The organism is Rhodococcus sp. 05-2254-2, from assembly GCF_002259095.1.
In the GTDB taxonomy this organism is placed as follows: Bacteria; Actinomycetota; Actinomycetes; order Mycobacteriales; family Mycobacteriaceae; genus Rhodococcoides.
In genome coordinates, this window is sequence record NZ_NOZJ01000006.1 from 84,969 (window position 1) to 111,575 (window position 26,607).

23 protein-coding genes are annotated in these 26,607 nt (G+C 65.9%); 15 read left to right on the forward strand and 8 right to left on the reverse strand.

All coding sequences use genetic code 11. From position 1 onward, the window contains the following. The first annotated feature begins 50 nt into the window (after window positions 1-50). The gene (locus tag CH283_RS08230; RefSeq protein WP_068050503.1) at window positions 51-1,682 is read left to right on the forward strand and encodes an ABC-F family ATP-binding cassette domain-containing protein; all 1,632 of its coding nucleotides are present in this window, start codon (window positions 51-53) and stop codon (window positions 1,680-1,682) included. A 14-nt stretch (window positions 1,683-1,696) separates the two neighbouring features. Here the strand turns inward: CH283_RS08230 and CH283_RS08235 are convergent, their stop codons facing one another. Together CH283_RS08235 and CH283_RS08240 are read right to left on the reverse strand one after the other, a co-directional pair. Beyond that, complete coding sequence (locus CH283_RS08235; protein ID WP_068282405.1) at window positions 1,697-2,272, reverse strand: TetR/AcrR family transcriptional regulator; 576 nt, start codon at window positions 2,270-2,272, stop codon at window positions 1,697-1,699. A 113-nt stretch (window positions 2,273-2,385) separates the two neighbouring features. Then, window positions 2,386-5,196 carry an aconitate hydratase gene (locus tag CH283_RS08240; protein ID WP_068050501.1) on the reverse strand — a complete coding sequence of 937 codons (2,811 nt, stop codon included), beginning with the start codon at window positions 5,194-5,196 and terminating at the stop codon, window positions 2,386-2,388. A 348-nt stretch (window positions 5,197-5,544) separates the two neighbouring features. Between CH283_RS08240 and CH283_RS08245 the strand changes: the two genes are divergently transcribed. The 8 genes from CH283_RS08245 to CH283_RS08280 all read left to right on the forward strand — a co-directional run bounded on the left by CH283_RS08245 (window position 5,545) and on the right by CH283_RS08280 (window position 14,368). Next, on the forward strand, window positions 5,545-6,087 hold the full coding sequence (locus CH283_RS08245; protein WP_068050500.1) for an Rv1476 family membrane protein: 543 nt from the start codon (window positions 5,545-5,547) through the stop codon (window positions 6,085-6,087). 439 nt (window positions 6,088-6,526) lie between these two features. After that, the gene (locus CH283_RS08250; protein ID WP_094641855.1) at window positions 6,527-8,056 is read left to right on the forward strand and encodes an NlpC/P60 family protein; all 1,530 of its coding nucleotides are present in this window, start codon (window positions 6,527-6,529) and stop codon (window positions 8,054-8,056) included. Window positions 8,057-8,132: 76 nt separating this feature from the next. Next, entirely contained in the window at window positions 8,133-9,530 is a 1,398-nt protein-coding gene (locus CH283_RS08255) for an AAA family ATPase (RefSeq protein WP_373557662.1), read from the forward strand. Between the two features lie 20 nt (window positions 9,531-9,550). Beyond that, window positions 9,551-10,522, forward strand: a complete 972-nt coding sequence (locus tag CH283_RS08260; RefSeq protein ID WP_068050497.1) for a DUF58 domain-containing protein — start codon at window positions 9,551-9,553, stop codon at window positions 10,520-10,522. Further along, a complete protein-coding gene (locus tag CH283_RS08265; protein WP_068050495.1) occupies window positions 10,519-11,511 on the forward strand; it encodes a VWA domain-containing protein in 993 nt (330 codons plus the stop codon). Before CH283_RS08260 ends, CH283_RS08265 begins: the two co-directional genes overlap by 4 nt. Window positions 11,512-11,577: 66 nt before the next feature. Then, window positions 11,578-12,300 carry a 3-oxoacyl-ACP reductase FabG1 gene (fabG1, locus tag CH283_RS08270; RefSeq protein WP_068050494.1) on the forward strand — a complete coding sequence of 241 codons (723 nt, stop codon included), beginning with the start codon at window positions 11,578-11,580 and terminating at the stop codon, window positions 12,298-12,300. A 60-nt stretch (window positions 12,301-12,360) separates the two neighbouring features. Beyond that, window positions 12,361-13,185, forward strand: a complete 825-nt coding sequence (gene inhA, locus CH283_RS08275) for an NADH-dependent enoyl-ACP reductase InhA (protein ID WP_032377850.1) — start codon at window positions 12,361-12,363, stop codon at window positions 13,183-13,185. 103 nt (window positions 13,186-13,288) lie between these two features. Beyond that, the gene (locus CH283_RS08280; RefSeq protein WP_068050493.1) at window positions 13,289-14,368 is read left to right on the forward strand and encodes a ferrochelatase; all 1,080 of its coding nucleotides are present in this window, start codon (window positions 13,289-13,291) and stop codon (window positions 14,366-14,368) included. A 34-nt stretch (window positions 14,369-14,402) separates the two neighbouring features. Here CH283_RS08280 and CH283_RS08285 read toward each other — a convergent pair whose 3' ends face one another. Then, window positions 14,403-15,230, reverse strand: coding sequence for a hypothetical protein (locus tag CH283_RS08285; protein ID WP_176460581.1), 828 nt, complete (start codon window positions 15,228-15,230; stop codon window positions 14,403-14,405). A 76-nt stretch (window positions 15,231-15,306) separates the two neighbouring features. Between CH283_RS08285 and CH283_RS08290 the strand changes: the two genes are divergently transcribed. The 3 genes from CH283_RS08290 to CH283_RS08300 are packed head-to-tail and all read left to right on the forward strand — an operon-like array spanning window position 15,307 to window position 17,791. Next, window positions 15,307-16,116, forward strand: a complete 810-nt coding sequence (locus CH283_RS08290; protein WP_068050496.1) for a DUF3097 domain-containing protein — start codon at window positions 15,307-15,309, stop codon at window positions 16,114-16,116. Window positions 16,117-16,170: 54 nt separating this feature from the next. Continuing rightward, entirely contained in the window at window positions 16,171-16,602 is a 432-nt protein-coding gene (locus tag CH283_RS08295; protein ID WP_032378478.1) for an NfeD family protein, read from the forward strand. Between the two features lie 4 nt (window positions 16,603-16,606). Next, on the forward strand, window positions 16,607-17,791 hold the full coding sequence (locus CH283_RS08300) for an SPFH domain-containing protein (RefSeq protein ID WP_094653725.1): 1,185 nt from the start codon (window positions 16,607-16,609) through the stop codon (window positions 17,789-17,791). Between the two features lie 12 nt (window positions 17,792-17,803). Here the strand turns inward: CH283_RS08300 and CH283_RS08305 are convergent, their stop codons facing one another. From CH283_RS08305 to CH283_RS08315, 3 genes are read right to left on the reverse strand one after another with little or no spacing between them, the layout of a single operon-like run. Then, on the reverse strand, window positions 17,804-18,313 hold the full coding sequence (locus CH283_RS08305; RefSeq protein ID WP_094641854.1) for a hypothetical protein: 510 nt from the start codon (window positions 18,311-18,313) through the stop codon (window positions 17,804-17,806). Continuing rightward, on the reverse strand, window positions 18,310-18,909 hold the full coding sequence (locus CH283_RS08310; protein ID WP_094641852.1) for a hypothetical protein: 600 nt from the start codon (window positions 18,907-18,909) through the stop codon (window positions 18,310-18,312). The genes CH283_RS08305 and CH283_RS08310 overlap by 4 nt, the downstream gene beginning before the upstream one ends. Before the next feature lie 49 nt (window positions 18,910-18,958). After that, window positions 18,959-19,657: a TVP38/TMEM64 family protein gene (locus tag CH283_RS08315; RefSeq protein WP_094641850.1), complete on the reverse strand. Its 699-nt coding sequence runs from the start codon at window positions 19,655-19,657 to the stop codon at window positions 18,959-18,961. A 170-nt stretch (window positions 19,658-19,827) separates the two neighbouring features. On the opposite strand from CH283_RS08315, the gene mutA reads away from it, so the two are divergent. From mutA to meaB, 3 genes are read left to right on the forward strand one after another with little or no spacing between them, the layout of a single operon-like run. Next, window positions 19,828-21,711: a methylmalonyl-CoA mutase small subunit gene (gene mutA / locus CH283_RS08320; protein WP_094641848.1), complete on the forward strand. Its 1,884-nt coding sequence runs from the start codon at window positions 19,828-19,830 to the stop codon at window positions 21,709-21,711. Window position 21,712: 1 nt separating this feature from the next. Continuing rightward, a complete protein-coding gene (gene scpA, locus CH283_RS08325; protein ID WP_094641846.1) occupies window positions 21,713-23,998 on the forward strand; it encodes a methylmalonyl-CoA mutase in 2,286 nt (761 codons plus the stop codon). A 2-nt stretch (window positions 23,999-24,000) separates the two neighbouring features. After that, window positions 24,001-25,035, forward strand: a complete 1,035-nt coding sequence (gene meaB / locus CH283_RS08330) for a methylmalonyl Co-A mutase-associated GTPase MeaB (protein ID WP_255183141.1) — start codon at window positions 24,001-24,003, stop codon at window positions 25,033-25,035. Here meaB and CH283_RS08335 read toward each other — a convergent pair. Then, window positions 25,012-26,088 carry a nucleoside hydrolase gene (locus CH283_RS08335; RefSeq protein ID WP_094642366.1) on the reverse strand — a complete coding sequence of 359 codons (1,077 nt, stop codon included), beginning with the start codon at window positions 26,086-26,088 and terminating at the stop codon, window positions 25,012-25,014. The genes meaB and CH283_RS08335 overlap by 24 nt on opposite strands. Next, window positions 26,085-26,555 (reverse strand): OsmC family protein, encoded by a 471-nt coding sequence (locus CH283_RS08340; protein ID WP_094641844.1) that lies wholly within the window; start codon window positions 26,553-26,555, stop codon window positions 26,085-26,087. The genes CH283_RS08335 and CH283_RS08340 overlap by 4 nt, the downstream gene beginning before the upstream one ends. Window positions 26,556-26,607 lie beyond the last annotated feature (52 nt).

Here is a 26,607-nt window from a genome sequence, read left to right on the forward strand (position 1 = left end):
CGTCGGTCGACGGGCAACGGTCTTGTTCGGCAATCGCTAGGAGCGCACGCGTGATCACCGCCACCGACCTGGAAGTTCGTGCCGGTGTGCGGACCCTTCTGTCCACCGAGGGGCCCGCGCTCCGCGTACAGGCAGGCGACCGCATCGGGTTGGTGGGCCGCAACGGTGCAGGCAAGACCACCACGCTGCGCATCCTGGCAGGTGAGGGTGAGCCGTACGCGGGCGAGGTCGTGCGTACCGGAGAGCTCGGCTACCTTCCGCAGGATCCCAAAGAGGGCGACCTCGACGTGCTGGCCAAGGATCGAGTGCTCTCGGCCCGGGGCCTGGACACCCTCCTGCACAGCATGGAGAAGCAGCAGGCACTGATGGCCGAGGTCGCAGACGAGGCGCTGCTCGACAAGGCCGTGCGCAAGTACGGCGAACTGGAAGAGCGGTTCGCATCCCTCGGCGGCTACGAGGCCGAGAGCGAGGCGGCCCGAATCTGCAACAGCCTCGGTCTGGCCGACCGCATCCTCGGTCAACCGCTGCGGACCCTCTCCGGTGGTCAGCGCCGACGCGTCGAACTGGCTCGAATTCTGTTCGCCGCGTCCGACGGCAGTGGCGGACGCTCGAACACCACATTGCTGCTCGACGAGCCCACCAACCACCTCGACGCCGATTCCATCACCTGGTTGCGCGGATTCCTGCAGAGCCACGAGGGCGGACTCATCGTGATCAGTCACGATGTCGAACTGCTCGGAGACGTGGTGAACCGGGTGTGGTTCCTCGACGCAGTGCGCGGCGAAGCCGACATCTACAACATGAATTGGAAGAAGTACCTCGACGCCCGCGCCACGGACGAGCAGCGTCGTCGCCGTGAGCGCGCCAACGCGGAGAAGAAGGCCGGCGCACTACGGGTGCAGGCCGCCAAGATGGGGGCCAAGGCAACGAAAGCCGTTGCGGCACAGAACATGGCAAAGCGCGCGGACAAGCTGCTCGCCAACCTCGACGCCGAGCGGGTGTCCGACAAGGTGGCGCACATCCGTTTCCCCGAGCCCGCACCGTGCGGCAAGACGCCGCTGATGGCGAAGAACCTCACCAAGATGTACGGATCGCTGGAAATCTTCGCGGGCGTCGACCTGGCCATCGACCGAGGCAGCCGTGTAGTGGTGCTCGGGCTCAACGGTGCAGGCAAGACGACGCTGCTGCGAATCCTCGCCGGAACCGAGAAGGCCGACACCGGCGAGATCGAACCCGGCCACGGCATGCGCGTCGGATACTTCGCACAGGAACACGACACCCTCGACGACCACGCGTCGGTCTGGGAGAACATCCGGCACGCGGCTCCGGACACCGGCGAGCAGGAACTGCGGTCGCTCCTGGGAGCCTTCATGTTCACCGGCCCCCAGCTCGACCAGCCTGCAGGGACACTGTCGGGAGGTGAGAAGACCCGCCTGGCACTTGCGGGCCTGGTCTCTTCGGCGGCGAACGTGCTGCTGCTCGACGAACCGACCAACAACCTCGACCCGATCTCACGCGAGCAGGTCCTCGATGCACTCCGCAGCTACAAGGGTGCCGTCGTGCTGGTCACGCACGATCCCGGTGCCGCCGAAGCGCTCTCACCCGAGCGGGTGATTCTGCTTCCCGACGGTACCGAAGACCACTGGTCGCAGGAGTACCTGGAACTGATCCAGCTGGCCTGACCCGCTCGCCAGAGTCATTCCGATCGGTCTTGCCTGCGAACCGACTCCTCGACCAGGTCCAGGATCGCCGAGAGGTTGGACCTACCGTGGCCCGACGCGATGCGCGCCACCAGGCCGTCCAGCACGAGATCCAGGTAGTCGGCGAGGACGTCGTTGGGAATGTCGTCGCGCAGTCTTCCTGCGGTCTTCTGACGCTCGAGTCGCCCCAGCGTCGCGTCGGTCAGCTCTGCAGACCGTTCGGCCCAGCTGCTCCGGAAGTCCGCGTCCGTGCGTAGTCGTCGGGTGATCTCGAGCCGCGTTCCGAGCCACTCGAATTGTTCGGGTTGCGCCAACATGTCTCGCATGACCTGCACCAGACCCTGGGTGGACGCGACCTCTGCCATGCGTCGGGCATCTTCCTGCGCCAGCGCGAGGAAGAGACCGTCCTTGTCCTTGAAGTGATGGAAGATGGCTCCGCGCGACAGGCCGGTGGCCTCTTCCAGGCGCCGTACCGTCGCGCCCTCGTAACCGAACTCGCCGAAGCACTTGCGCGCGCCGTCGAGGATTTCACTTCGACGGGCGGCCAGGTGGTCTTCGCTGACCTTGGGCACGTGTGGGTTTCCTACTTTCGATGAGGGCCTCGACCGATACGGCGATGGGCCCGGAAACACGTTGTCGGTTCCGGGCCCATCGCCGTTCGAGGCATACGTCAGACGACGCGCACTCAGCCTCTGATCATGTTGCGCAGCACGTACTGCAGGATGCCGCCGTTGCGGTAGTAGTCCGCTTCACCCGGGGTGTCGATGCGAACCACGGCCTCGAATTCGACCTTGGAGCCGTCTTCCTTGGTGGCGATGACGGTCATCGTCTTCGGGGTGGTGCCTTCGTTCAGCTTCGCGACGCCGACGATGTCGAACGTCTCGGTGCCGTCCAGCTTGAGCGACGCTGCGCTCTCACCGGCCGGGAACTGCAGGGGAACGACGCCCATGCCGATGAGGTTGGAGCGGTGGATGCGCTCGAACGATTCGGTGATGACGGCCTTGACTCCGAGGAGCGAGGTGCCCTTGGCCGCCCAGTCGCGCGAGGAGCCGCTGCCGTACTCCTTGCCGCCCAGCACGACCAGCGGGATGCCGGCCTTCTGGTAGTTCTGCGACGCGTCGTAGATGAAGGACTGCGGTCCACCGTCCTGCGTGAAGTCACGGGTGTAGCCGCCCGAGACATCGTCGAGGAGCTGGTTCTTCAGGCGAATGTTCGCGAACGTTCCGCGAATCATGACCTCGTGGTTTCCACGACGCGAACCGAGCGAGTTGTAGTCCTTGCGCTCGACACCGTGCGAATCGAGGTACTGCGCGGCAGGCGTGCCTGCCTTGATGGGGCCTGCCGGGCTGATGTGGTCGGTGGTGACCGAATCGCCGAGCAGGGCCAGCACGCGTGCACCCTTGATGTCCTCGACCGGAGCCGGATCCATCGTCATGCCGTCGAAGTACGGAGGCTTGCGCACGTACGTGGAGTTGGGATCCCACTCGAACGTATCGCCCTCGGGGGTGGAGAGGTTCTGCCAGCGGCTGTCGCCGGCGAAGATGGTGTCGTAGGACTTGGTGAACATGTCCCGGCTGATCGAGGACTGGATGGTCTCTTCGATCTCCTGCGTGGACGGCCAGATGTCCTTCAGGAACACCGGGTTGCCCTCGTGATCCTCGCCGAGGGCGTCGGTCTCGAAGTCGAAGTCCATCGTGCCCGCGAGGCCGTAGGCGATGACCAGCGGCGGTGAGGCCAGGTAGTTCATCTTGACGTCGGGGGAGATGCGGCCCTCGAAGTTGCGGTTACCCGACAGCACAGCGGTGACCGAGAGGTCGTTGTCGTTGATCGCCTTCGAGATCGGCTCGAGCAAGGGACCGGTGTTGCCGATGCACGTGGTGCAGCCGTAACCGCCGAGGTAGTAGCCGAGCTTCTCGAGGTACGGCCAGAGGCCGGCCTTCTCGTAGTAGTCGGTGACGACCTGCGAGCCGGGTGCCATGTTGGTCTTGACCCAGGGCTTGGTGGACAGGCCCTTCTCGACGGCGTTGCGGGCGAGCAGTGCCGCGCCGAGCATGACCGACGGGTTCGAGGTGTTGGTGCAGGAGGTGATGCCCGCGACCACGACGGCACCGTGATCGAGCACGAATTCGCCTGCCTCGTCGGTGGTGACGCGAACCGGCTTGCTCGGACGACCCTCGGAACCGTATGCGGCAGAACGAACGTCGACGGAATCCTCTTCGGCGAAGCTCAGCGACGCGGAGTCGCTGGCCGGGAACGATTCGTCGAGGGCCTCGTCGAGCTTGCTGTCACCCTCGTGCTTGGGGTGGTTCTCCTCGACGTAGTTGTGGATGTCCTTGCGGAACGCAACCTTGGACTCGGACAACAGGATTCGGTCCTGCGGGCGCTTCGGGCCTGCGATGGACGGAACGACCGTGTTGAGGTCGAGTTCGATGTACTCGGAGTACACGGCCTCGTTCTTCGGGTCGTGCCACATGCCCTGTTCCTTGGCGTACGCCTCGACGAGAGCGAGCTGCTCGTCGCTGCGGCCGGTCAGGCGCAGGTAGTTGATGGTTTCCTCGTCGATCGGGAAGATCGCTGCGGTGGAACCGAACTCGGGGCTCATGTTTCCCAGGGTGGCGCGGTTCGCCAGCGGAACCTCGGCCACGCCTTCGCCGTAGAACTCCACGAACTTGCCGACGACGCCGTGCTTGCGCAGCATCTCGGTTGCGGTCAGCACCACGTCGGTCGCGGTGACGCCGGGCTGGATCTCACCGGAGAGCTTGAAGCCGACGACGCGGGGGATGAGCATCGAGACGGGCTGGCCGAGCATGGCCGCCTCTGCTTCGATGCCGCCGACGCCCCAGCCCAACACACCGAGGCCGTTGACCATCGTGGTGTGCGAGTCGGTGCCGACGCAGGTGTCGGGGTAGGCCTGGCCCTTGCGGGTCATGATCGTCGGTGCGAGGTACTCGATGTTGACCTGGTGCACGATGCCCATGCCCGGGGGGACGACCTTGAAGTCGTCGAATGCGCCCTGTCCCCAACGCAGGAACTGGTAGCGCTCACCGTTGCGCTCGTACTCGAGGTCGACGTTGCGCTCGAGGGCGTCGGCGCGGCCGAAGACGTCGAGGATGACCGAGTGGTCGATGACCATGTCGGCGGGGGAGAGGGGGTTGACCTTGTTGGGGTCGCCGCCCAGGGTGGTGACGGCTTCACGCATGGTGGCGAGGTCGACGATGCACGGAACACCGGTGAAGTCCTGCATGATGACGCGTGCAGGGGTGAACTGGATTTCGAAGCTCGGCTCTGCGGACGGATCCCACGAGGCAATCGAACGAATGTGGTCGGCGGTGATGTTCGCACCGTCCTCGGTGCGAAGGAGGTTCTCCGCGAGGACCTTCAGTGCGTAGGGCAACTTCTCGGCACCGGGCAAAGCCGACAGTCGGAAGATCTCGTACGAGTTCTCGCCGACTTCGAGGGTGCCCTTTGCACCGAATGAATCTTTACTTGCGGTCACTTCAGCTCCACTCGTCTATGAGGCACACCGCCGACGGGGCTGTGTCGACGGTTGAAGCGAGGCTCCGGCTGCGGGCCTCGGCCTCGAATCTCGGTAACGAGAGTTCGAGGCGGACGCACAGTCGGTGTCTCGATGGAAGTCTAACAGTACGCTTGTCCTGTGAAAACCTGCGGTCCGGTCCTCGGTGGGTGTCGCGAGACCGATCCACAGGACGATCCTCACGTAGTGCTCCCGGCTGCGCAATGAAGGGCGACCTCAGTAGTTGCGTCGGACCTGCGGGCCTACCAGGTACGGGCGCGGCGGTGACGTAGGGTTCGATCCGACTGGTTCCTACCGACTGGACGAGAGATGCCTGAGCCGATTCACGCCGTTTCCCCACTTGCCACCGACATACCGGCAGGTCTGGACGTCGACAGCATCGTCGCCACGGTCCGCGAGTCCGGTGTCAGTGCCCCCGCCGACGAAGAAGCCGGGTTGTCTGCGGCCGTCGCGCGCGCCGAGGACCACGGCATCGACCTGAGCATCGTGATCGTGCCGACCGAACCTCGCCACGACTCGCAACTTCGAGACCTCGCGACCGCTGTCGGAGCGCGCGAGGGCGGCACGGTTCTCGTGCTCAGTCCCGGTCAGGTGGGCACGTTCAGCGACTCGATCAGTCGGGTGACCCTCGAAGCAGGCCAGGACCGTACCTATACCGGCAACCACGTCGTCGCCGCGGACAACTTCGTCGACACCCTCGTCGAGGACCAGACGCCGTGGGGCCTGCTCACCGGCGGCCTGGTCATCGTCGTCGCCGCGGTCGCGACCCTGACCGCTGCCGTCAAGGTCCGCAGATACCGCTCTCGTTCGGAGTCGAAGGATCACGCTCACAGCGAGCCCGTCAGCGACTGAGCACTCTCCTGCGCGTGTCGTTCGAGTGACCGACACCCGCACTGTCGGACCCGGTCGCGATCGTGACCGTGAGGTCGTCCGAAAAAGTCGGAAAAATTGTTTCCGGTAAACCCCGAGTTCACGGCGTTGTGCCTGGTGGAATTACCAATGTGTCATTTGTGACTGGAGTTTCCTTAGGGTGCGAAGTGTCGTACGGTGCCATTGGCACTGCTGGGGAAGGAGTGTCGCAGAAGGCGGTTGTCATCCGTGGGGAACTCGGGAGGCCACTGCTTCGGGTGTGACTGACGTGGTTCGCACCTGTCGTATCGCTGCGTGTTTCTTTCCTGCCCGGCGAGAACGCTCACCGTCACCTGCGATCGGGGTGGAGGACGGAGAGCACCTCGACGGCACGACGGTTCGACGCGAACCCGAGTGAGTGCCGGACCCGAGGGAGACATTTGTGAGCCGACGTCAAGTCCGCGGAACTCACCGCCGTGCACTCGTCCGTACCCGATTCGTGCTGGTGGGCGCAGGCCTCGTTCTCGCGTTGACGGCGACCCTTCCCGGGGTTGCCGCCGCGGTACCTCCGCCACCGCCCAACCCCTCGGACACCGACCTCGCCGCCGCAGGCAGCGCCGTCGATTCGAGCCTCGGCCAGGTGGGCCAGCTGATCGACGCGATCGCGTCGGCCAACCAGCAACTCGCCCAACTCGACGACGAGGTTGCGTCGAAGCGAGAAGGCGTCAACAAGGCCCTTGTCGATCTGCAGAATGCGCGTGACGCGGCCGATGTCGCTGCGGCCGTCGTCGGTGCCGCGCAGCAGGCTCTCGCCGATGCGGGCACCCAGATCCAGGCAGCCCAGAAGAAGTTCGACGAGTTCGCCAAATCCAGCTACACCCAGGGCTCCGGGGTTGCCTCGATGGCGTCGTTCCTCGGATCCAGCGGACCGGACGATGTGCTGGACCGGGCCCAGGTCCTCAAGGTGCTCTCCAACAGCCAGAACGCGGTACTCGACGGGTTGCAGCGGGCCCGTACCGAGCAGGCGAACCGCGATTCGGCGGCCCGTGAATCCAAGCAGCAGGCCGACGCGGCCGCGTCGGAGGCCGAGGCCAAGAAGGCCGAGGCCGAGCAGGCCATCGCAGAGGCGCAGGCAGCGCTGCAGGCAGAGGCCGACCGGAAGGCCACGATCGAATCGCAGCGTGACTCGGCGCAGGCCGAACTCGATGCCGCCCGCAGCAACGTCGCCGGTCTGCAGGATCAGCGAGCGGCGTACGGCACCTGGGAGGCGCAGAAGGCGGCCGAGGACGCGGCCATCGCCGCCGCCACGGCCGCAGCGAAGGAAGCTGCCGTGCAGGCAGCGGCGCGAGTATCGGCCAACCTGGCGGCGCAACAGCGCGCGGCGGCCATCGCCGAGGGCCAGCGCTCACACGTGGACGTGGACGAGGATTCGAGCTCATCGACCGACTCGGACAGTTCCACCGCGACCACCCCGACCACGCCGAGCACTCCCACCACGCCGAAGACGCCCGCCAAACCGAAGACGTCCACGACCCCGTCGGTGACCGGAAGCGCAGCCGTCGAATTGGCGATCGACCGCGGCATGAGTCAACTCGGCGTGCCGTACTCGTGGGGTGGCGGCGACGAGAACGGACCGACCAAGGGCATCAGGGACGGCGGAGTAGCGGACAGCTACGGCGACTACAACAAGGTCGGCTTCGATTGCTCGGGGCTGATGATCTACGCCTTCGCGGGCCTGGGGATCTCGCTGCCGCACTACACCGGTTACCAGTACACAGCGGGCAAGCAGGTGCCGTCCTCGGAGATGAAGCGGGGCGACATGATCTTCTACGGACCCAACGCCAGCCAACACGTCGCGCTCTACCTCGGCGACGGCAAGATGCTCGAAGCTCCGCAGTCGGGTTCGGTGGTCAAGGTGTCCGACGTGCGATACAGCGGAATGACGCCGTACGCCGTGCGCATGGTGTCCTGAGCCCGGATCCGGCGCGCGCGTCGGGGGTGCCTTTCGGCGCGCGTGCCGAACACCTGGAATAGTTGATTGCGACGGTATGAAACGTGCCCGACGACGATCGACTGAAAGCGGTGAATTCTTGGTGACATCACGTGACGGCCGGATTTCGAACGACGAGGGGTCGACGCGAGTCGAGTCCGAGACGTCGAATCCACCGGGTGTGGAGCCGAAGCGGGTGGACAGTCCGGCCTTGGCCGAGGACGTCCAGCTTCTCGAGAAAGCCGTGTACGAGGTCAAGCGCGTGATCGTCGGTCAGGATCGGCTGGTCGAGCGCATTCTGGTGGGGTTGCTCGCCCGCGGACACGTGTTGCTCGAGGGTGTTCCCGGCGTCGCGAAGACTCTTGCCGTCGAGACGTTCGCACGTGTGGTCGGTGGCTCGTTCTCGCGAGTTCAGTTCACACCCGACCTGGTTCCCACCGACCTCGTCGGCACTCGAATCTACCGTCAGGGTCGTGAGGAGTTCGACACCGAACTCGGACCCGTCGTGGCCAACTTCGTGCTGGCCGACGAGATCAACCGTGCACCGGCCAAGGTTCAGTCCGCTCTGCTCGAGGTCATGGCAGAACGACACGTGACCATCGGCGGCAAGACGTTCCCGATGCCGGATCCGTTCCTGGTGATGGCAACGCAGAACCCCATCGAGAACGAAGGTGTGTACCCGCTTCCCGAAGCGCAGCGAGACCGATTCCTGTTCAAGATCGTCGTCGACTACCCGACGGTCGAGGAAGAGCGCGAGATCGTCTACCGCATGGGAATCAAGGCTCCCGAGCCCAAGCAGATCCTGGACCCGGTCGAATTGGTTCGCCTGCAGAATCTGGCCAGCTCGGTGTTCGTGCACCATGCGCTCGTCGACTACGTGGTCCGGGTCATCTCTGCTACTCGAACTCCCGAGCAGTTCGGCATGGACGACGTGGCCAGCTGGATCGCCTACGGTGCATCGCCGCGTGCGACGCTCGGCATCATCGCCGCCTCCCGCGCACTGGCTCTGCTCCGTGGTCGCGACTACGTCGTTCCCCAGGACGTTCTCGAGGTCATCCCCGATGTGCTCCGGCACCGTCTCGTGTTGTCCTACGACGCTCTGGCCGACGAGGTGACCCCGGAGACGGTCATCTCCCGGGTGCTGCAGACCGTCGGGTTGCCGCAGGTGTCACCGCAGGCGGTACCGGTGCCGCAGGGCAACGGAGCCGGTCCGGACGCCCCGCACTTCGACGGACGTCAGCCACAGGGCCCCTACCCGAGCCAGGGTCAGCATCCCGGCCAGTTTCCCGCTCCGGGGCAGTTTCCCGCGCAGGGCCAGATGCCTCCGTCGCAGCAGCCCGGACCTCAGCAGCAGCCCGGACCTCAGCAGCCACAGGGCGGTCAGTACGGTCAGCCGGCACCGTCGTTGCAGGAGCCGTCGGGTGACGGATCGGCGATCGGTACGCCGGGGCAGTGAGCGGATCCGACACCGCTTCCGTGACCGCATCCCGTGCCGTCGTGTCTCGTCCGCCGTCCTTTCGATCGGGTGAACTGCGCGATCCGAAACTGGCTGCCGCGCTGCGGACCTTGGAGCTGACCGTCCGCCGCCGATTGGACGGGGTGCTGCACGGCGATCATCTCGGGCTGATTCCCGGTCCCGGTTCGGAACCGGGCGACGCCAGGGAATACCAGCCGGGCGACGACGTCCGCCAGATGGACTGGTCGGTCACCGCGCGTACGACGCATCCGCACGTGCGGCAGTCCGTGGCCGACCGCGAGCTGGAGACCTGGCTCGTCGTCGACTTGTCGGCCAGCCTCGACTTCGGCACCACCGGGTGCGAGAAGCGCGATCTCGCGGTCGCGGCCTCGGCCGCCATCACTCATCTGTCCGGCGGTGGCGGTAATCGAATCGGCGCGGTGGTGGCCACCGGTTCCGAGACCAACCGCATTCCTGCACGCGGCGGCCGCGTGCACACTCAGTCGATGCTCCGTGCCATTGCCACGACGCCGGCTGCGGCCGACGGTGTGCGCGGTGACCTGCGCGCCGCCATCGAAGCGCTGCGACGGCCCGAACGCCGCCGCGGAATGGCTGTGGTGATCAGCGACTTCCTCGGGCCGATCGATTGGGAGCGGTCGCTTCGGGCCATCTCCGCTCGACACGACGTGCTGGCCGTCGAGGTACTCGACCCACGTGATCTGGAACTGCCCGACGTCGGTGACGTGGTTCTCCACGATCCGGAATCCGGCCGCACTCGCGAATTCAGTACCACGCCTCGGCTGCGTGCAGATTTCGCGCGCGCAGCTGCAGCACACCGCGACGACGTCGAGAAGGCGCTACGTCGGTGCGGCGCACCCCGATTGACGCTCCGCACCGACGGTGACTGGATCGCAGACGTCGTACGGTTCGTGACCGCACGCAGGCACACCATCGGGTCCGGGTTCACCAACACAGCGCGGGCACCGCGATGAGCCTGACCGATTTCGCCTCGCCGTGGTGGCTGGGCTTTCTCCTCGTCGTCATCGCACTGACGGTCGGCTACGTCGTGATCCAGCGGCGCAAGCAGAAGCACGTGCTGCGGTTCTCCAACATGGAACTGCTCGAGTCCGTTGCGCCGGATCGGCCCAATCGACTGCGACACCTGCCGACGGCACTGGTTCTGGTCGGCCTGATGTTCCTGACCGTCGCGTTGGCCGGTCCCACGGCGGACCAGCGGGTGCCACGGAACCGAGCGACCGTCATGCTCGTCATCGACGTGTCGCTGTCGATGGAGGCCACCGACGTGGAGCCGACTCGGTTGGCAGCCGCGCAGGAAGCAGCCAAATCCTTCGCCGACGGTCTGACGCCCGGCATCAATCTCGGGTTGGTCGCGTTCGCCGGAACGGCGTCCGTCCTGGTCTCGCCCACGGCCAACCGCGAAGCCACCAAATCCGCCATCGACAGGTTGCAACTCAGCGAACGAACGGCCACCGGCGAGTCGATCTTCACCTCGCTCCAGTCGATCGACACTCTCGGCGCGATACTCGGCGGCGGCGACGCGGCGCCGCCTGCGCGCATCGTGCTGCTCTCGGACGGTAAGCAGACCGTTCCGCAGAACCTCGACGACCCCCGCGGCGGGTACACCGCAGCGCGTGCCGCCAAGGACAAGAACGTGCCCATCTCCACCATCTCGTTCGGCACGAGCTACGGCTCCGTCGAGATCGAGGACGAGAACGGCGTCGAACGTGTGCCCGTACCGGTCGACGATCCGTCGTTGCGGGAGATCGCGAATCTGTCCGGCGGCAGCTTCTTCTCCGCGTCGTCGCTCGAGGATCTCAGAGACGTCTACGACACCCTCGAGGAACAGATCGGGTTCGAGATCACCCGCGGGGACGCGTCGCGTCCGTGGCTGATACTCGGCGTCCTGTGCATCTCGGCTGGCCTCGGTTCGGCATTGGTGATGCGGCAACGTCTCCCGTGATCGTTGTTCTTACTCACCAGTAAGTTTCGCTTTGTCATTCCAGGACGAACAGATAGGTTGCTAGGCATGTCCACACCTGACTTCATCGCGCGATCGGTACTCGTCACCGGAGGTAACCGGGGAATCGGTCTTGCCATCGCCCAGCGACTCCAAGCCGACGGCCACAAGGTGGCCGTCACCCACCGTGGCTCCGGCGCTCCCGACGGGCTGTTCGGGGTCGTCTGCGACGTCACCGACTCCGCCTCGGTGGACGCGGCCTTCAAGGAGGTCGAAGAGAAGCAGGGACCGGTCGAGGTGCTCGTGGCCAACGCCGGCATCACCGACGACACGCTGCTGATGCGTATGACCGAGGACCAGTTCCAGCGTGTGATCGACGCGAACCTGACCGGAGCCTTCCGCGTCGCCAAGCGCGCCAACCGAGCCATGTTGCGCGCGCGCTGGGGTCGGATGATCTTCCTGAGTTCTGTCGTGGCCATGGCCGGCGGACCGGGGCAGATCAACTACGCAGCGTCCAAGGCGGGCGTCATCGGAATGGCTCGATCGATCACGAGGGAACTGGGTTCGCGTTCCATCACGGCGAACGTCGTGTCCCCGGGTTTCATCGAAACCGACATGACGGCAGAGCTCTCGGACGACTTGCGCGGCAAGGCGAAGGAATACATCCCCCTCCAGCGTCTCGGTCAGCCCGAGGACGTTGCGGCAGTGGTGAGCTTCCTTGCCGGACCTGACTCGTCGTACGTGTCCGGTGCGGTCATTCCCGTCGACGGTGGTATGGGCATGGGGCACTGAAGTCCTACTCGCACAACGATTTCGACAGACGTACACCTCCGAATAAAGGAATACAGCACTATGGGCGGATTGCTCGAAGGCAAGACCATTCTCATCACCGGCATCATCACCGACGCCTCGATCGCGTTTCACGCTGCAGCCATGGCGCAGGAGCAGGGTGCCAAGGTGATCATCACCGGGTTCGATCGACTCCGACTCATCGACCGCATCGCGCAGCGTCTGCCCAAGGAGGTGCCCCCGGCGATCGAGCTCGACGCCACCAACGAGGAGCACCTCGCGGCGCTGGCCGACCGCGTACGCGAAGTGGCACCGGAAGGTATCGACGGGGTTCTGCACTCGATCGCATTCGCGCCCCGCACCCTCATGGGCCCCGATGCGAAGCCGTTCCTCGACGGCCCCGGACCCGATGCCGCGAGGGCATTCGAGATCTCCGCGTGGAGTTACGCGTCGCTCGCGCGCGCCGTGCTCCCGGTCATGAACGAGGGTGGCTCCATCGTCGGAATGGACTTCGATCCGCGCACCTCGATGCCGTACTACAACTGGATGGGTGTGGCGAAGGCCGCCCTCGAGTCGGTGAACCGTTACGTGGCACGGGAAGTGGGCGCAGCCAAGCGCATCCGCTCCAATCTTGTTGCAGCAGGGCCGATCAGGACTCTCGCCGCCAAGGCGATTGCGGGTACCGCGACCGGTGATGCCGCCAAGATGGACCAGCTCAACGTCTACTGGGACGGCGCCGCTCCCATCGGTTGGGACGTCAACGATCCGACCGTCGTCGCGAAGTCGATCGTCGCGCTGCTGTCCGATTGGCTGCCCGGCACCACCGGATCCATCGTGTACGTCGACGGTGGAGCCAGCCACAACACGTACCTCCCCGAGAACATGTGACGCCGCGGTGGGCGGAACCGCACGTGGTTTCGCCCACCGAGAGGTTTCGATCGCCGATCGGACCCCCACCGGGGCCGGTCGGCGACGGGGGCACAATGGACACATGACCACCCCTGGAGACTTCGACGCATTGTTGGTGCTCTCGTTCGGCGGGCCGGAACAGCCCGCCGACGTACGCCCTTTCCTGGAGAACGTCACTCGCGGACGTGGAGTGCCGCCCGAGCGGCTCGACGCGGTCGTCGAGCATTACATGCACTTCGGGGGCGTCTCGCCGATCAACCGGCTCAACCGAGACATCATCGACGCCCTCCGCGTCGAATTCGATTCCGCTGGAGTGGATCTGCCGATCTACTTCGGAAACCGCAACTGGCATCCGATGATCGAGGACACCGTCGCGACCATGAAGTCGGACGGAATCAGGAACGCACTCGTGTTTCCCACCTCCGCGTGGGGCGGATACTCCGGATGCAGGCAGTACCACGAGGACATCGCCCGGGCCCGCGCCGCCGTCGGTGACGATGCGCCGCATCTGCTCAAGATTCGGCAGTACTACGACCACCCGCTGATGGTCGACGCGTTCAGCGACGCCGTCGCATCGGCGCGAGCCACACTGCCCGAGCAGCACCGCGCCGGTGCGCGTCTGGTGTTCACCGCACACTCCATTCCCTCGGCCGCCGACGCCAATGCCGGCCCGCCCGAGGACGGCGGTCATCTCTACAGCCGTCAGGTGGCCGAGGCCTCGAGGCTTGTTGCAGCCGCGTCGGGTGTCGACGACTACGACCTGGTGTGGCAGTCCCGCTCCGGGCCCCCGCAGGTGCCGTGGCTCGACCCCGACATCTGCGACCACCTCGAAGCGCTGTCGGAGAAGTCCGTGGACGCCGTGATCGTGTGTCCGATCGGATTCGTGTCCGACCATCTCGAGGTCGTGTGGGATCTGGACACCGAAGCGGAGGAGAAGGCTCGCGAACTCGGTATGGCCTTCGCGCGCGCAGGCACGCCCGGATCCGACGCGCGTTTTCCACGGATGATCCGCGAGCTGGTGGACGAATACCGAGTCGGCGGCCGATGCCGCGGTCTCGGCAGTGTGCCCGGCTACGGCTCGACACTGGACGGCAGTCGCTGCGCCGTCGGGTGCTGTGAGCAGCCCACCAGGCCCTCCCGGCCCGCCGCTGCCACGTCGTGAACGTTGCCGCCTGACACCGCGGCCGGGCGCGGTGTCAGGCGGAATGCATCGCCGCTGCGATGCTCGTCGCGACCGCGATGGTGCGTGCGGTGCGCACCGCAACCCAGAGCGGTCGAACGAGTTCTTCCCGTGCTGCAGCTGCCGTCGCGGTCGGTGCCTCCGACGGAGCCGATCCCGCCGCGACCGTCAGAATGGCGGCCACCCGATCCGCCGATTCGAGGACGCGGAACGCCCTGTCGGACATGTCTGCGGGGTAGCGATGCCGTGCCGCGTCGGCGATCAACTCGGCGATACGAGTGCGCGGATCGGCGTCGAGGGTCCGGGTGGGTAGCGACTGCATCCGTGCGAGAGCGTCGGCCGCACCGCGTACGGCCTCACGCATCTCGTACTCGGCCTCACCCAACCCCCGATCCCGATGACCGTGCTCGGGGACGACGATCGAGTAGACGGTCCAGCGCAACACATCCGGCCCCTCCACGACGGGTACCAACCCGATCCCGGTGTTGCCCGAGGTACCGATCACCACCGCTTGACCGGTGTTCAGGGCAGCTCGGGAGAAGTCGGTGTTGGCGGGGAGGCCGCTCACCGCGCCGGGGGCGGGCAGAACGAGCTTGATCCGATCGTCCCCGGCCGTGGGCGTCGACGCAGTTGCGGCCGCTCTGATCGCGTGCAGCAGGCCCGCTATTCCCTCGGCGTAGCCGGGGTACTGCAGCCCGAAATCGTTGGCTGCGTCCACATCACCTGCACCGACGAGATGCATCGGAGCCCACTCGGACATCGCGTCGATGACGTCGTCGGGAGAGCTGGAACCGGCCAGCCAGGAACCGGCCCACAGGGCGAGACTTGCGCTAGAGGAACACACGACTCACGAGCATAGGTCGGCGTGGCGAACCGTGCTGGAGAGGCCGGTGTCGCTAGCGTTGGTTGCCGTGAACGACATGTACGGCGGAGACATTCTCAGAGGGCACAGTCGCATGCGCAAGGTTCCGGCACCGGAGGTGTCGGCCGATCGTGGATTGGTTGTCGAAGACGCCGGTACCGGGTACTGCGGTGCCGTGGTCGGCTTCGAGCGCACCTACGACGGAGATTTCGTCCGTCTCGAGGACGGTGCCCGTACGACGCGGCTGTTCGCCCTGCGCGAGGCAGCATTCCTGATCGACGGACGTCGGGTGACTCTGGTTCGACCCAAACCTGCGCCGGCAGCGGCGGCACAGACGCGCTCCGCATCCGGTTCCACCAAAGTCGAGGGACTGCGCGCGCGCACCGCCCGTGCGAGCCGCATCTGGGTCGAGGGCGTGCACGACGCGGCCCTGGTGGAAAGTGTGTGGGGACACGATCTTCGGGTGGAGGGAGTGGTCGTCGAGCATCTGGAGGGTCTGGACAATCTGGGGGAGCGGTTGGCCGATTTCGGTCCTGGCCCCGGCCGTCGCGTCGGAGTCCTGGTGGATCATCTGGTGACCGGGTCCAAGGAGTCGAAGTTGACGAGGTCGCTGGGCGAACACGTGTTGGTCACCGGTCATCCGTTCATCGACGTCTGGGAAGCGGTGAAGCCGGCGGCCGTGGGAATCGCTGCGTGGCCGAAGATTCCGCGCGGCGAGGATTGGAAGACCGGGATCTGCCGAGAGCTGGGGTGGGGTACTCCCCGGGAGGGGTGGCGTCGGGTGTATTCGTCGGTGTCGAGCTTTCGGGATCTCGAGGCACCGTTGATCGGTGCCGTCGAACAATTGGTCGACTTCGTGACCGAGTAGGGCTCTGTCCAGCAACGCACCGGCAATTGTCCGATTCGTGATTGTATGGAGGCTGTGGCAGCGATCATTTGGCTCATAGCGGCAGTGGTGCTCGCCGGTGCCGAGGCACTGACGGGCGACTTCTTTCTTCTGATGATTGCCGGCGGTGCGCTCGGTACTGCCGGTGTCTCTGCTCTGACGGATTTCCCGGTGTGGGCCGATGCGATCGTCTTCGGTGTCCTGTCACTGGCGTTGGTGCTCGGGTTGAGACCGATTCTGTTGCGGCGCTTCGCGAATCCGCCCGATACCCCGATGGGCATGGCGGCGCTCACCGGCAAGAGTGCGGTCGTTCTCGAACAGGTCACTGCCCACGAAGGCCAGATCAAGCTCGGTGGTGAGGTGTGGACGGCTCGTCCTCTCGACGAGACCGAGGTCTATGCCCCTGGCACCACCGTGACCGTGATGGAAATTGACGGCGCTACCGCCGTCGTATGGAAGGGACCGTAGCCAAGTGGAAGCACTCATCGCACTGGCTGTCATCGTCGCGTTCGTTGCGGTGTTGATGGCCAAGTCCATCTCGATCGTCCCGCAAGCCGAGGCCGCCGTCATCGAACGGCTGGGCCGCTACACACGCACCGTGTCCGGACAGCTCACGTTCCTCGTGCCGTTCGTCGACCGCATCCGCGCCAAGGTCGACCTGCGCGAGCGGGTCGTGTCGTTTCCCCCGCAGCCGGTGATCACCAAGGACAACCTGACCGTGTCGATCGACACCGTCGTGTACTTCCAGGTGACGAACCCGCAGTCGGCCGTGTACGAGATCAACAACTACATCGTCGGCGTCGAGCAGTTGACGACCACCACACTGCGTAACGTCGTCGGCGGAATGACGCTGGAGGAGACGCTCACCTCGCGTGATTCGATCAACGGTCAACTCCGCGTCGTGCTGGACGAGGCGACCGGCCGCTGGGGTCTGCGAGTGGCCCGAGTGGAGCTCAAGAGCATCGATCCGCCGCCCTCGATCCAGGAATCGATGGAGAAGCAGATGAAGGCCGATCGCGAGAAGCGAGCGACCATCCTCACTGCCGAGGGCCATCGTGAGTCGGCGATCAAGACCGCCGAGGGCGACAAGCAGAGTCGGATTCTCGCGGCCGAGGGTGGCAAGCAAGCGTCCATCCTCACCGCCGAGGGTGAGCGGCAGTCACGCATCCTGCGGGCGCAGGGTGATCGAGCTGCGAAGTATCTCGAGGCCCAGGGCCAGGCCAAAGCCATCGAGAAGGTGTTCGGTGCCATCAAGGCCGGCAAGCCGACCCCCGAGTTGCTCGCGTACCAGTACATGCAGACCCTGCCGCAGATGGCGCAGGGCGATGCGAACAAGGTGTGGATGATTCCGAGCGATTTCGGCGATGCGCTCAAGGGCTTCGCCAAGACACTCGGTGCGCCCGGGGAGGACGGTGTCTTCCGCTACGAGCCCAACGAGTCGGCGGGCAACGAGCCCAAGCCGGAGGACGACTCCGACGAGGTCGCCGAATGGTTCGAGACCAAGGCCGATCCGGCGGTCGCCGAGGCGGTCAAGGCGGCAGAAGCAGTGGCGCGCAAGCCGGTCGACACGTCGCTGGCTGCGTCTCCCGAACTGTCCAAAGGGTTGGACCTCGGTGCCCTGGCGGCGTCGCCCGAGGCGGAGCCGGAACAGCGCTGAGGTCCGCCCTGATCAGCTGATCAGGGCGGTTCCGACGCCGGCAGCGGCCAGGGCCCACAGCACGCTGGCGAAGGTGCCGATGATGAACTGTTCGGAGGCATGGGATTCGCGCAGTTCGGGATAGCGCGCGAGTCCCTTGACTGCCAGCACGATGGCGATCCCTTCCGGCCAACCGGCGAGAATCGACACGGCAACGGCCACGCGTTCGAGGATGCCGATGGTCAGTCCACCACGAAGCGGCTCGATCGGATCTTCTCCGGTCGAGTCGCTTCGTCGTCGTGCGACGCGAAAAACGGTGGGTACCATCGCTGTTCCACCCAGTGCCGCAGCGACGACGCTCAGGACCACTCCGATGGCGTGGCCGAGGCCGTAGGCCGGTCCGGCGACAGTGGCCAGGACTGCCGCTGCCGCGAGCAGACTCGACGCGGCGGCGGTGGGCAACCATCGTCGAATTCCGGTGCCGGCCGGGACCGTAGCGGCGATTGCGGTCAGTGCCAGCAGCACGAGGGTGGCGACGATCATGACCGATGGCTTTCCGTCGTGTTCGCGGTGTCGAGCAAGCGAGTCGCCAGGGTGCGGCCCGCGTTCTCGACGTGCCAGCCGGCTACCGAGAGTCGTTGTGACATGGCTTGTTTGCTGATCTTCAGTCGTTCGGCCGCGTCGGTCTGCGACAACCCGCGAGCCATGAGTTCGACTGCTTCTCGGCCCTGGTCCGAGCGTCTGCCGACGAGCAGCGCAACCAGGGTCGATGCGGTCTCCGCATCCTCGGCGGCAGCGGCGTCGGGGCCGCTGACGGCGAGTGCAGCCGGTGCGTTCTTGGCTCTGGTCACGGCGTCCCGGGCTGCCTCGAACGCCGGTCCGCGTCCGGCGCGCGTGGTCTCGGGCAGCGGGAGTTCGACGGAGCCGATGCCGATGCCCACGCTCCAGTGCGGGGTGGATACCAGTTCGAGGGCGATCGAGACGACGATGGCGGCCTCCTCGCAGACGGCTTGCACTTCGTCTCCTGCGGTTCGCTCGAAGGGACGGATCAGCTCGTGGTCGCGGTAGCGATCGAGCAGTTCGGGTACGCGATCGATATCGCGCCTACTGCGGCGCTGGTCCACGGTCAGTACGAACATCGGACAAGGCTAGATCGTTGATGTGACCCAGTCAAGCTTCAAGGCTTGATTAGTCAGAATCAAGGTTCCCGGCCTGTCGACTGCCCGCGGGTGTGGGCTCGGATCGCGAACCGCGCGACAGACGCCAATCCACGACCAGCCCACTGAGGCCGATCGCGATACAGACCGCGGACAGCACCAGCAGCGCCGGATGTGTCTCGCCCCCGATCGCTCCGCCGATCACGACGATTCCGAGAGTGCCCGGCAGCATCCCGACGGCCGTCGCCAGCGCGAACGGGACGGGCCGAACCGCCGACACACCACACGCGTAGTTCACCACCGAGAACGGCACCGGCGCTATCAGGCGTAGAGAGCCGACGGCCAGCCATCCGCGCCGCCGCAGACTCTCGTCCACCGAATCCAGGACCGAGTGCGACATCCGCGCTGCCACGGCTTCTCGACCTATCGCGCGGACCAACAGCAGAGCCAGAATCGCACTTACCGTCGACGCGCCGATGGTGACCGCCAATCCGGTCAGGGGCCCGAACAGCACTCCTGCGCTGAGCGTGAACAGTGTTCTCGGGACGGGTGCGACGGTCACGATCGCGTGCACGCCGAAGAACACGAGCGGAAATGCCGGGCCGACTGAGACGCCCCACTCGCGAATCTGTTCGACACTCGGATGGGGTGCGAACACCGCCACGAGAGCGAAGACGGCAACAACCGCCAGCAGCGCGATCAGTCGAACGTCACGCAGGTGCCGGGTCACGAGAGGCAAGCGTACCGGCGCGAGACGACACCTCGCTGTTTCGGCGAGTGCGAGAGCTGAGCCGTCCTACCGAACGTGAGGTGATCCTCACGATAACCTGCAAGGCGGTGGGGTTAGCATCACTTCAAGTCGGGCGCAGGACTACCCGCCGAACCGAGGGAGCAGCACACGTGTCCATCGCGTCGCACGAAGATGCCGCACGCAGCGCTCATGCGGCCTGGCAGAAGGCAGTGGCCGGTGTCCTGGCCAAATCTCGTCGGGTCGAGGTGGCCGATCTGCCCGCCGACGCCGAACATCTACTCGATTCGACGACGTACGACGGGGTCACCGTGTCCCCGCTGTACACCGCGTTCGACGAGCGCCCGGAAGGTCCACTGCCGGGGCAATTTCCCTACCTGCGGGGCCGCGACCCCCACCGCGACGTCAACGCCGGCTGGAAGGTGTGCACCCGCCACGGTTCGGTCCGCGGCGACGGCGCCGACGACGCGTCGACCCTCAACACGCAGATACTCGATTCCCTCTCCAACGGCACCAGCGCTCTGTGGTTGACGGTCGGCGCCGGTGGTGTGGATCCGACTGCGCTCCCGGAGGTTCTCGGTGGAGTGTTTCTCGAGCTCGCACCGCTGACGCTCGATGCGCGCGGGGATGTTCGGGCAGCAGCTGCAGCAGTGTTCGGGGTGCTCGACTCGACCGATATCGACGATCGCGCCGCAGTCGACATCCGACTCGGCGTGGCCACTCTCACAGCGCCGTTGGGTGGAACCGAGTCGATCGAGATGGACGAGGCACTCGAACTGGTTCGTGGATCGATCGGTCGCACCGAGACGGTTCGTGCGATCACCGTCGACGGCACCGTGTTCCACAATCTCGGAGGCGGCGACGCGCAGGAGCTCGGTTCTGCGATCGCCGCAGGCCTCGAGTACCTACGGTCCATGACCGATGCCGGTATCGGCATCTCGGATGCCCTGAGACAGATCGAGTTCCGATTCTCCGCCACCGACGACCAGTTCCAGACCATCGCCAAGTTCCGGGCCGCTCGCACGTTGTGGGCGCGCATCGCGCAGGTCTGCGGAGCCCCCGACGCCGGTGACGCTCCTCAGCACGCGGTGACCTCGGAGGCGATGATGTCGCAGCGGGATCCGTGGGTGAACATGCTGCGGACCACGCTGGCGTCGTTCGGCGCGGGAGTCGGCGGCGCCGATGCGGTGACCGTGCTCCCGTTCGATGCGGCACTCGATGGCGGCGCAGCCGGGGTGTCGAAGACGTTCGCGGCCCGCATCGCCCGGAACACCCAGCTGCTGCTGCTCGAAGAGGCGCATCTCGGACGGGTCCTGGATCCGGGTGCCGGGTCCTGGTACATCGAAGAACTGACCGCTGCGGTCGCCGCGAAGGCCTGGGAGTTCTTCCAGACCGTCGAAGCGTCGGGCGGATTCCGTGCCGCCGTCGCCGACGGTTCGCTCGTGGCCGCGATCGAGAAGACCCGCGCCGAACGCGATTCCGACATCGCTCACCGAGTGACCCCGCTGACCGGCGTCAACGAGTTTCCCAACCTGGCCGAGGCACCACTGACCCCGGAGCAGACCGAGCCGCAGGATTCGGCAACCGTGTACAGGTACGCCAGGGCTTTCGAAGCTTTGCGGGATCGCTCGGATGCTCATCTGGCTCAGCATGATTCACGGCCGACCGTGCTTCTGGTACCGCTGGGCAGCGTTGCCGAACACAACGTCCGGACGACATTCGCGTCGAATCTGTTGGCCTCGGGCGGGATCGAGGCCGTCAACCCGGGTCCGCTGACCGTCGAGGCTGTTGCCGGGGCAGTGGAGACGTCCGGAGCTCACATAGCGGTGGTGTGTGGAACCGACAAGAGGTACGTCGACGAGGCCGCCACTGCCGTGGAGGCACTGCGGGCAGCAGGCGTCACGCAGGTGCTGCTCGCCGGTCCCGAGAAGATCTTCACCGGCGTCGAGGGTGACTCGCGTCCCGATGGATTCCTGACCGCGAAGGTCGACGCCGTCGCCGTGCTGACCGAACTTCTCGACACCCTGGGAGCCTGAGATGAGCGAGCCTGAAGTGAATACCGACGAGCGCAGAATCTCGCACACCATCGGCAGTTTCGCCGAGGTGCCACTGGTCGATCCCGACGAGCCGACTCCGCCGCCGCCGTCGGCCGAGGACGTCAACGCTCACGTGGAGAAGGGCGCGAAGGCCAACTTCTACACACCCGAGCAGGTGGTGTGGTCCACCCCCGAGGGCATCGACGTCAAGCCGGTGTTCACCGAGGCCGATCGCGCCGCCGCCGAGGCCGAGGGCTACCCGCTGCACAGCTACCCGGGTGCCCCGCCGTTCCTTCGCGGGCCGTATCCCACGATGTACGTCAACCAGCCGTGGACCATTCGTCAGTACGCGGGCTTCTCCACCGCGGCCGAGTCCAACGCGTTCTATCGTCGAAACCTCGCGGCCGGCCAGAAGGGTCTGTCGGTTGCGTTCGACCTGGCCACCCACCGCGGCTACGACTCCGATCACCCGCGAGTACAGGGTGACGTCGGAATGGCCGGTGTGGCCATCGATTCCATCTACGACATGCGTCAGCTGTTCGACGGCATCGACCTGGGCAGCGTCTCGGTCTCGATGACCATGAACGGTGCGGTGCTGCCGATCCTGGCGCTGTACGTCGCGGCCGCCGAGGAGCAGGGCGTCGGGCCGGAGAAGCTCGCCGGCACCATCCAGAACGACATTCTCAAAGAGTTCATGGTGCGCAACACCTACATCTATCCGCCCAAGCCGTCGATGCGCATCATCTCGGACATCTTCGCGTACACCAGCGAGAAGATGCCCAAGTACAACTCGATCTCCATCTCCGGCTACCACATCCAAGAAGCCGGAGCCACTGCCGATCTCGAACTCGCGTACACCCTCGCGGACGGTGTCGAGTACATCCGGGCCGGTCTGGATGCGGGCATGGACATCGATACGTTCGCGCCGCGACTGTCGTTCTTCTGGGCCATCGGAATGAACTTCTTCATGGAGGTCGCCAAGCTGCGTGCCGGGCGTCTGCTGTGGGCCGAGCTCGTCCAGCAGTTCGAGCCCGAGAGCGCCAAATCCCGTTCGCTGCGCACTCATTCACAGACGTCGGGTTGGTCGTTGACGGCACAGGACGTGTTCAACAACGTCGCCCGTACCTGTGTGGAGGCGATGGCGGCAACCCAGGGACACACCCAGTCGCTGCACACCAACGCCCTCGACGAGGCTCTCGCCCTGCCGACGGACTTCTCGGCGCGGATCGCCCGCAACACCCAGCTGCTCATCGCTCAGGAGTCCAACACCGTTCGCCCGATCGATCCGTGGGGCGGCTCGCACTACGTCGAGTGGCTCACTCATCAGCTCGCGAATCGGGCCCGGGCACACATCGCCGAGGTCGAGGAAGCGGGCGGCATGGCTCAGGCCATCGGCGAGGGCATTCCCAAGCTACGCATCGAGGAGGCGGCGGCCCGCACCCAGGCGCGTATCGACTCCGGCCGTCAGCCCCTGGTGGGCGTCAACAAGTACGTGCCCGACGAGCCCGACACCATCGAGGTGCTCAAGGTCGAGAACTCCAAGGTTCGACGTGAGCAGATCGAGAAGCTCGAGCGGCTGCGGGCCGAGCGGGACACCGCCGAGGTCGAGGCCGCCCTGGCGAACCTGACCAGAGCTGCGGCGTCGGATCAGCCGGGTATGGAGAACAATCTGCTCGCCCTCGCCATCGACGCGGCACGCAAGATGGCCACCGTCGGCGAGATCTCCGACGCGCTCGAGAAGGTCTACGGGCGCCATCAGGCCGAAATCCGGACAATCAGTGGTGTGTACCGCGACGAGGCAGGCAAATCCGAGAACATCACCCGCGCCACGACGCTGGTCGGGCAGTTCGCCGAGGACGAGGGCCGTCGGCCTCGCGTCCTGGTGTGCAAGATGGGTCAGGACGGGCACGACCGTGGTCAGAAGGTCATCGCCACGGCGTTCGCGGACATCGGCTTCGACGTGGACGTCGGCCCGCTGTTCCAGACCCCCGAGGAGGTGGCCCGACAGGCCGCCGACAACGACGTTCACGTCGTCGGAGTGTCGTCGCTGGCGGCAGGCCATCTGACGCTGGTGCCCGCGCTGCGACAGGCCTTGGCCGATGTCGGCCGCGAGGACATCATGATCGTCGTCGGTGGCGTCATCCCACCCGGCGATTTCGACGAGCTGTACGCCGCGGGCGCTGCGGCGATCTTCCCTCCGGGCACCGTCATCGCCGACGCAGCGATCGGCCTGGTGGAGAAGCTGTCCGTTGCGCTCGGGCACGCACCACGCGAGGCCAACGCCTGAGCATGGGTTCTCCGAACGACAACACGAGTTCCACGACCGGTGCAGCGTCGCCGAGAGGCCGAACCATCGACATCGATGCGGTGGCCGACTCGGTTCGAGCGAACGAGCGATCCGGTTTGGCGCGTGCCATCACCTTGGTCGAGTCGACCCGATCGGATCATCGAGACCTGGCTCAGCAATTGCTGCTGCGGGTGCTGCCCGATGCCGGTGGCTCCCATCGAGTCGGCATCACCGGCGTGCCGGGGGTCGGCAAATCGACCTTCATCGACGCGCTCGGAATGCGGTTGATCGAGAAGGGGCACCGAGTCGCGGTGCTGGCCGTCGATCCGTCGTCGACGCGGACCGGTGGTTCCATCCTGGGTGACAAGACCCGGATGTCGCGTCTCGCGGTGCAGGAGAACGCGTACATCCGGCCGTCTCCGACGTCGGGAACCCTGGGCGGGGTCGCACGTGCGACGCGGGAGACGATCGTGCTCCTCGAAGCAGCAGGCTTCGACGTCATTCTGGTGGAGACGGTGGGCGTCGGGCAGTCCGAGGTGACGGTCGCGAACATGGTCGACTGTTTCACGTTCCTGACGCTTGCGCGCACCGGAGATCAGTTGCAGGGCATCAAGAAGGGCGTTCTCGAACTCGCCGACCTGGTGGCCGTCAACAAGGCCGACGGCAAGCACGCGACCGACGCGAAGAACGCGGCCCGGGAGTTGGCGGGCGCCCTGCGGCTGATCTATCCGCACGACGCGATCTGGAAGCCCCCGGTGTTGACGATGAGTGCCATCGAGGGCACCGGTCTGGACGAGTACTGGGACACCGTGCTACGCCATCAGCAAGTGCTCAGCGACGCAGGCGAATTCGCGGAAAAGCGTCGCAAGCAGCAGGTCGATTGGACGTGGACGATGGTCAACGATCAACTGCTGCGAAGGCTGGCGCAAAATCCCTCCGTCAAGGCGATTCGCGGCGACGTCGAGGCCCGGGTGCGCGACGGTTCACTGACCGCCGCGCTGGCTGCGCAGGAACTACTCGACGCCTTCGATTCCTGAATCTGTCTCGGCGATCGGGATTGCGGGGTAGAGTCGGGCGGCGAGATCCCCGACACGCTCGATCAAGCGGTCGAAGAATGCCTCCGGGTCCGTACGAGTCGCGATCGCGGCATTCGGTTCTCGACCCCACATCCCGCGCCAATCGGCCACTGTCGTTCCGCGCGTGAGAGTCCCGACGAGTTCGACGTCCACGCTCGCGTGTCGGTAGGTGGCGATGTCCGCGTCGAGCGCGAGCGCGGCCGCAAACGGATCGTGCATGTGCGCCAGGAAGCCTTGATCGTGATCGCGATGGAATTCCAGGTAGAACCGCACCGCGTCGGAGAAGTGCCGCACGATCGGGTTCGACGCGGCCGAGCGAACACCCGGAGCATCGCTCGACGAGATCGATTCGGCCGGAACGCTTCCGGCGCGCTCGGCAAGACGCCGGATGTGTTCGGGGGTCATCTCGATGGTCTCGGTGATGTCGAGCGCGCAGACGACGGGACGGCGTTCCGGCGGTAGCCCGGAGAAGGCCGCGAACACTTCTGCGGCGGCCTCGGGGTCGACGGCGATGTTCCACTCGCTGGTCGGTGTCGTGTTGCCCTGGTGCTGAAATGCGCCGCCCATCAACACCAGTCGCTTCAACAGTCGAGGTAGCTCGGGATCCCGACGGATCGCCAGCGCGAGATTGGTCAGCGGACCGGTGACCAATCCGGTGATCTCGCCCGGCCGCGAACGAACCAGCTCGATCCACATCGTGGTGGCGTCCCGGTCGGACAGCGGCCGCGTCGACACCGGAAGCTCCGCGTACCCGATGCCCTGCGGACCGTGGGTGTCCTCGGTGGTCATCAGTGGTGCGACGAGGGGCACCTGTGCGCCGAGCGAGACCTCGACATCGCCCGCGCGGCACACGTCGAGCCAGGCGAGATTGTTCGCGGCAACCTGGTTCACCGGCACATTGCCCGCGGTGGATGCGATGCCGAGGATCTCGGCATCCTCACTGGCGAGCAAGTAGAGCAACGCGAGAGAATCGTCGATTCCGGTGTCCACGTCGACGATCAAGGGGACGGTCACGACGCCACCTCCGTCGTCGGGGTGTGCCGCACCGGGAAGTTGACCGATCGCGCGATGAAGCACTTCGAAGACGCCGATGCGTGCAGTTTCTCGGCGCGCGGCACCATCGACGGGTCCACGACGGTCACGACCGGAACGAGGGTGACCTCGACGAACTGACCCGAACCGTCGGATAGCTCGGTCATCACTCCGGTGGGGGAGTCGGTGTAGTCGGTGACGACCACTCCCGAGGCGGCGGCGAGCCCGAGGTACCACAGCATATGGCAACTGGACAGCGAGGCGACGAGCATCTCCTCGGGATTCCAGCGTTCGGGGTTGCCGCGAAAGCTCGGATCGGAGCTCGCGTGGAGGTCGGGCTTGCCGGGTGCCGAGACGATGTGATCGCGGTCGTAGGCGGCGGCACCGGTGGTACCGACGCCGCGGTTGCCCGTCCAGCTCACCGTGAGTCCGTAGTTGTGGTTCGGCACGGGTCCATCCTGCCAGCTGTGCGTCGATCGGTGTCGTTGCCCCGCGACAGTC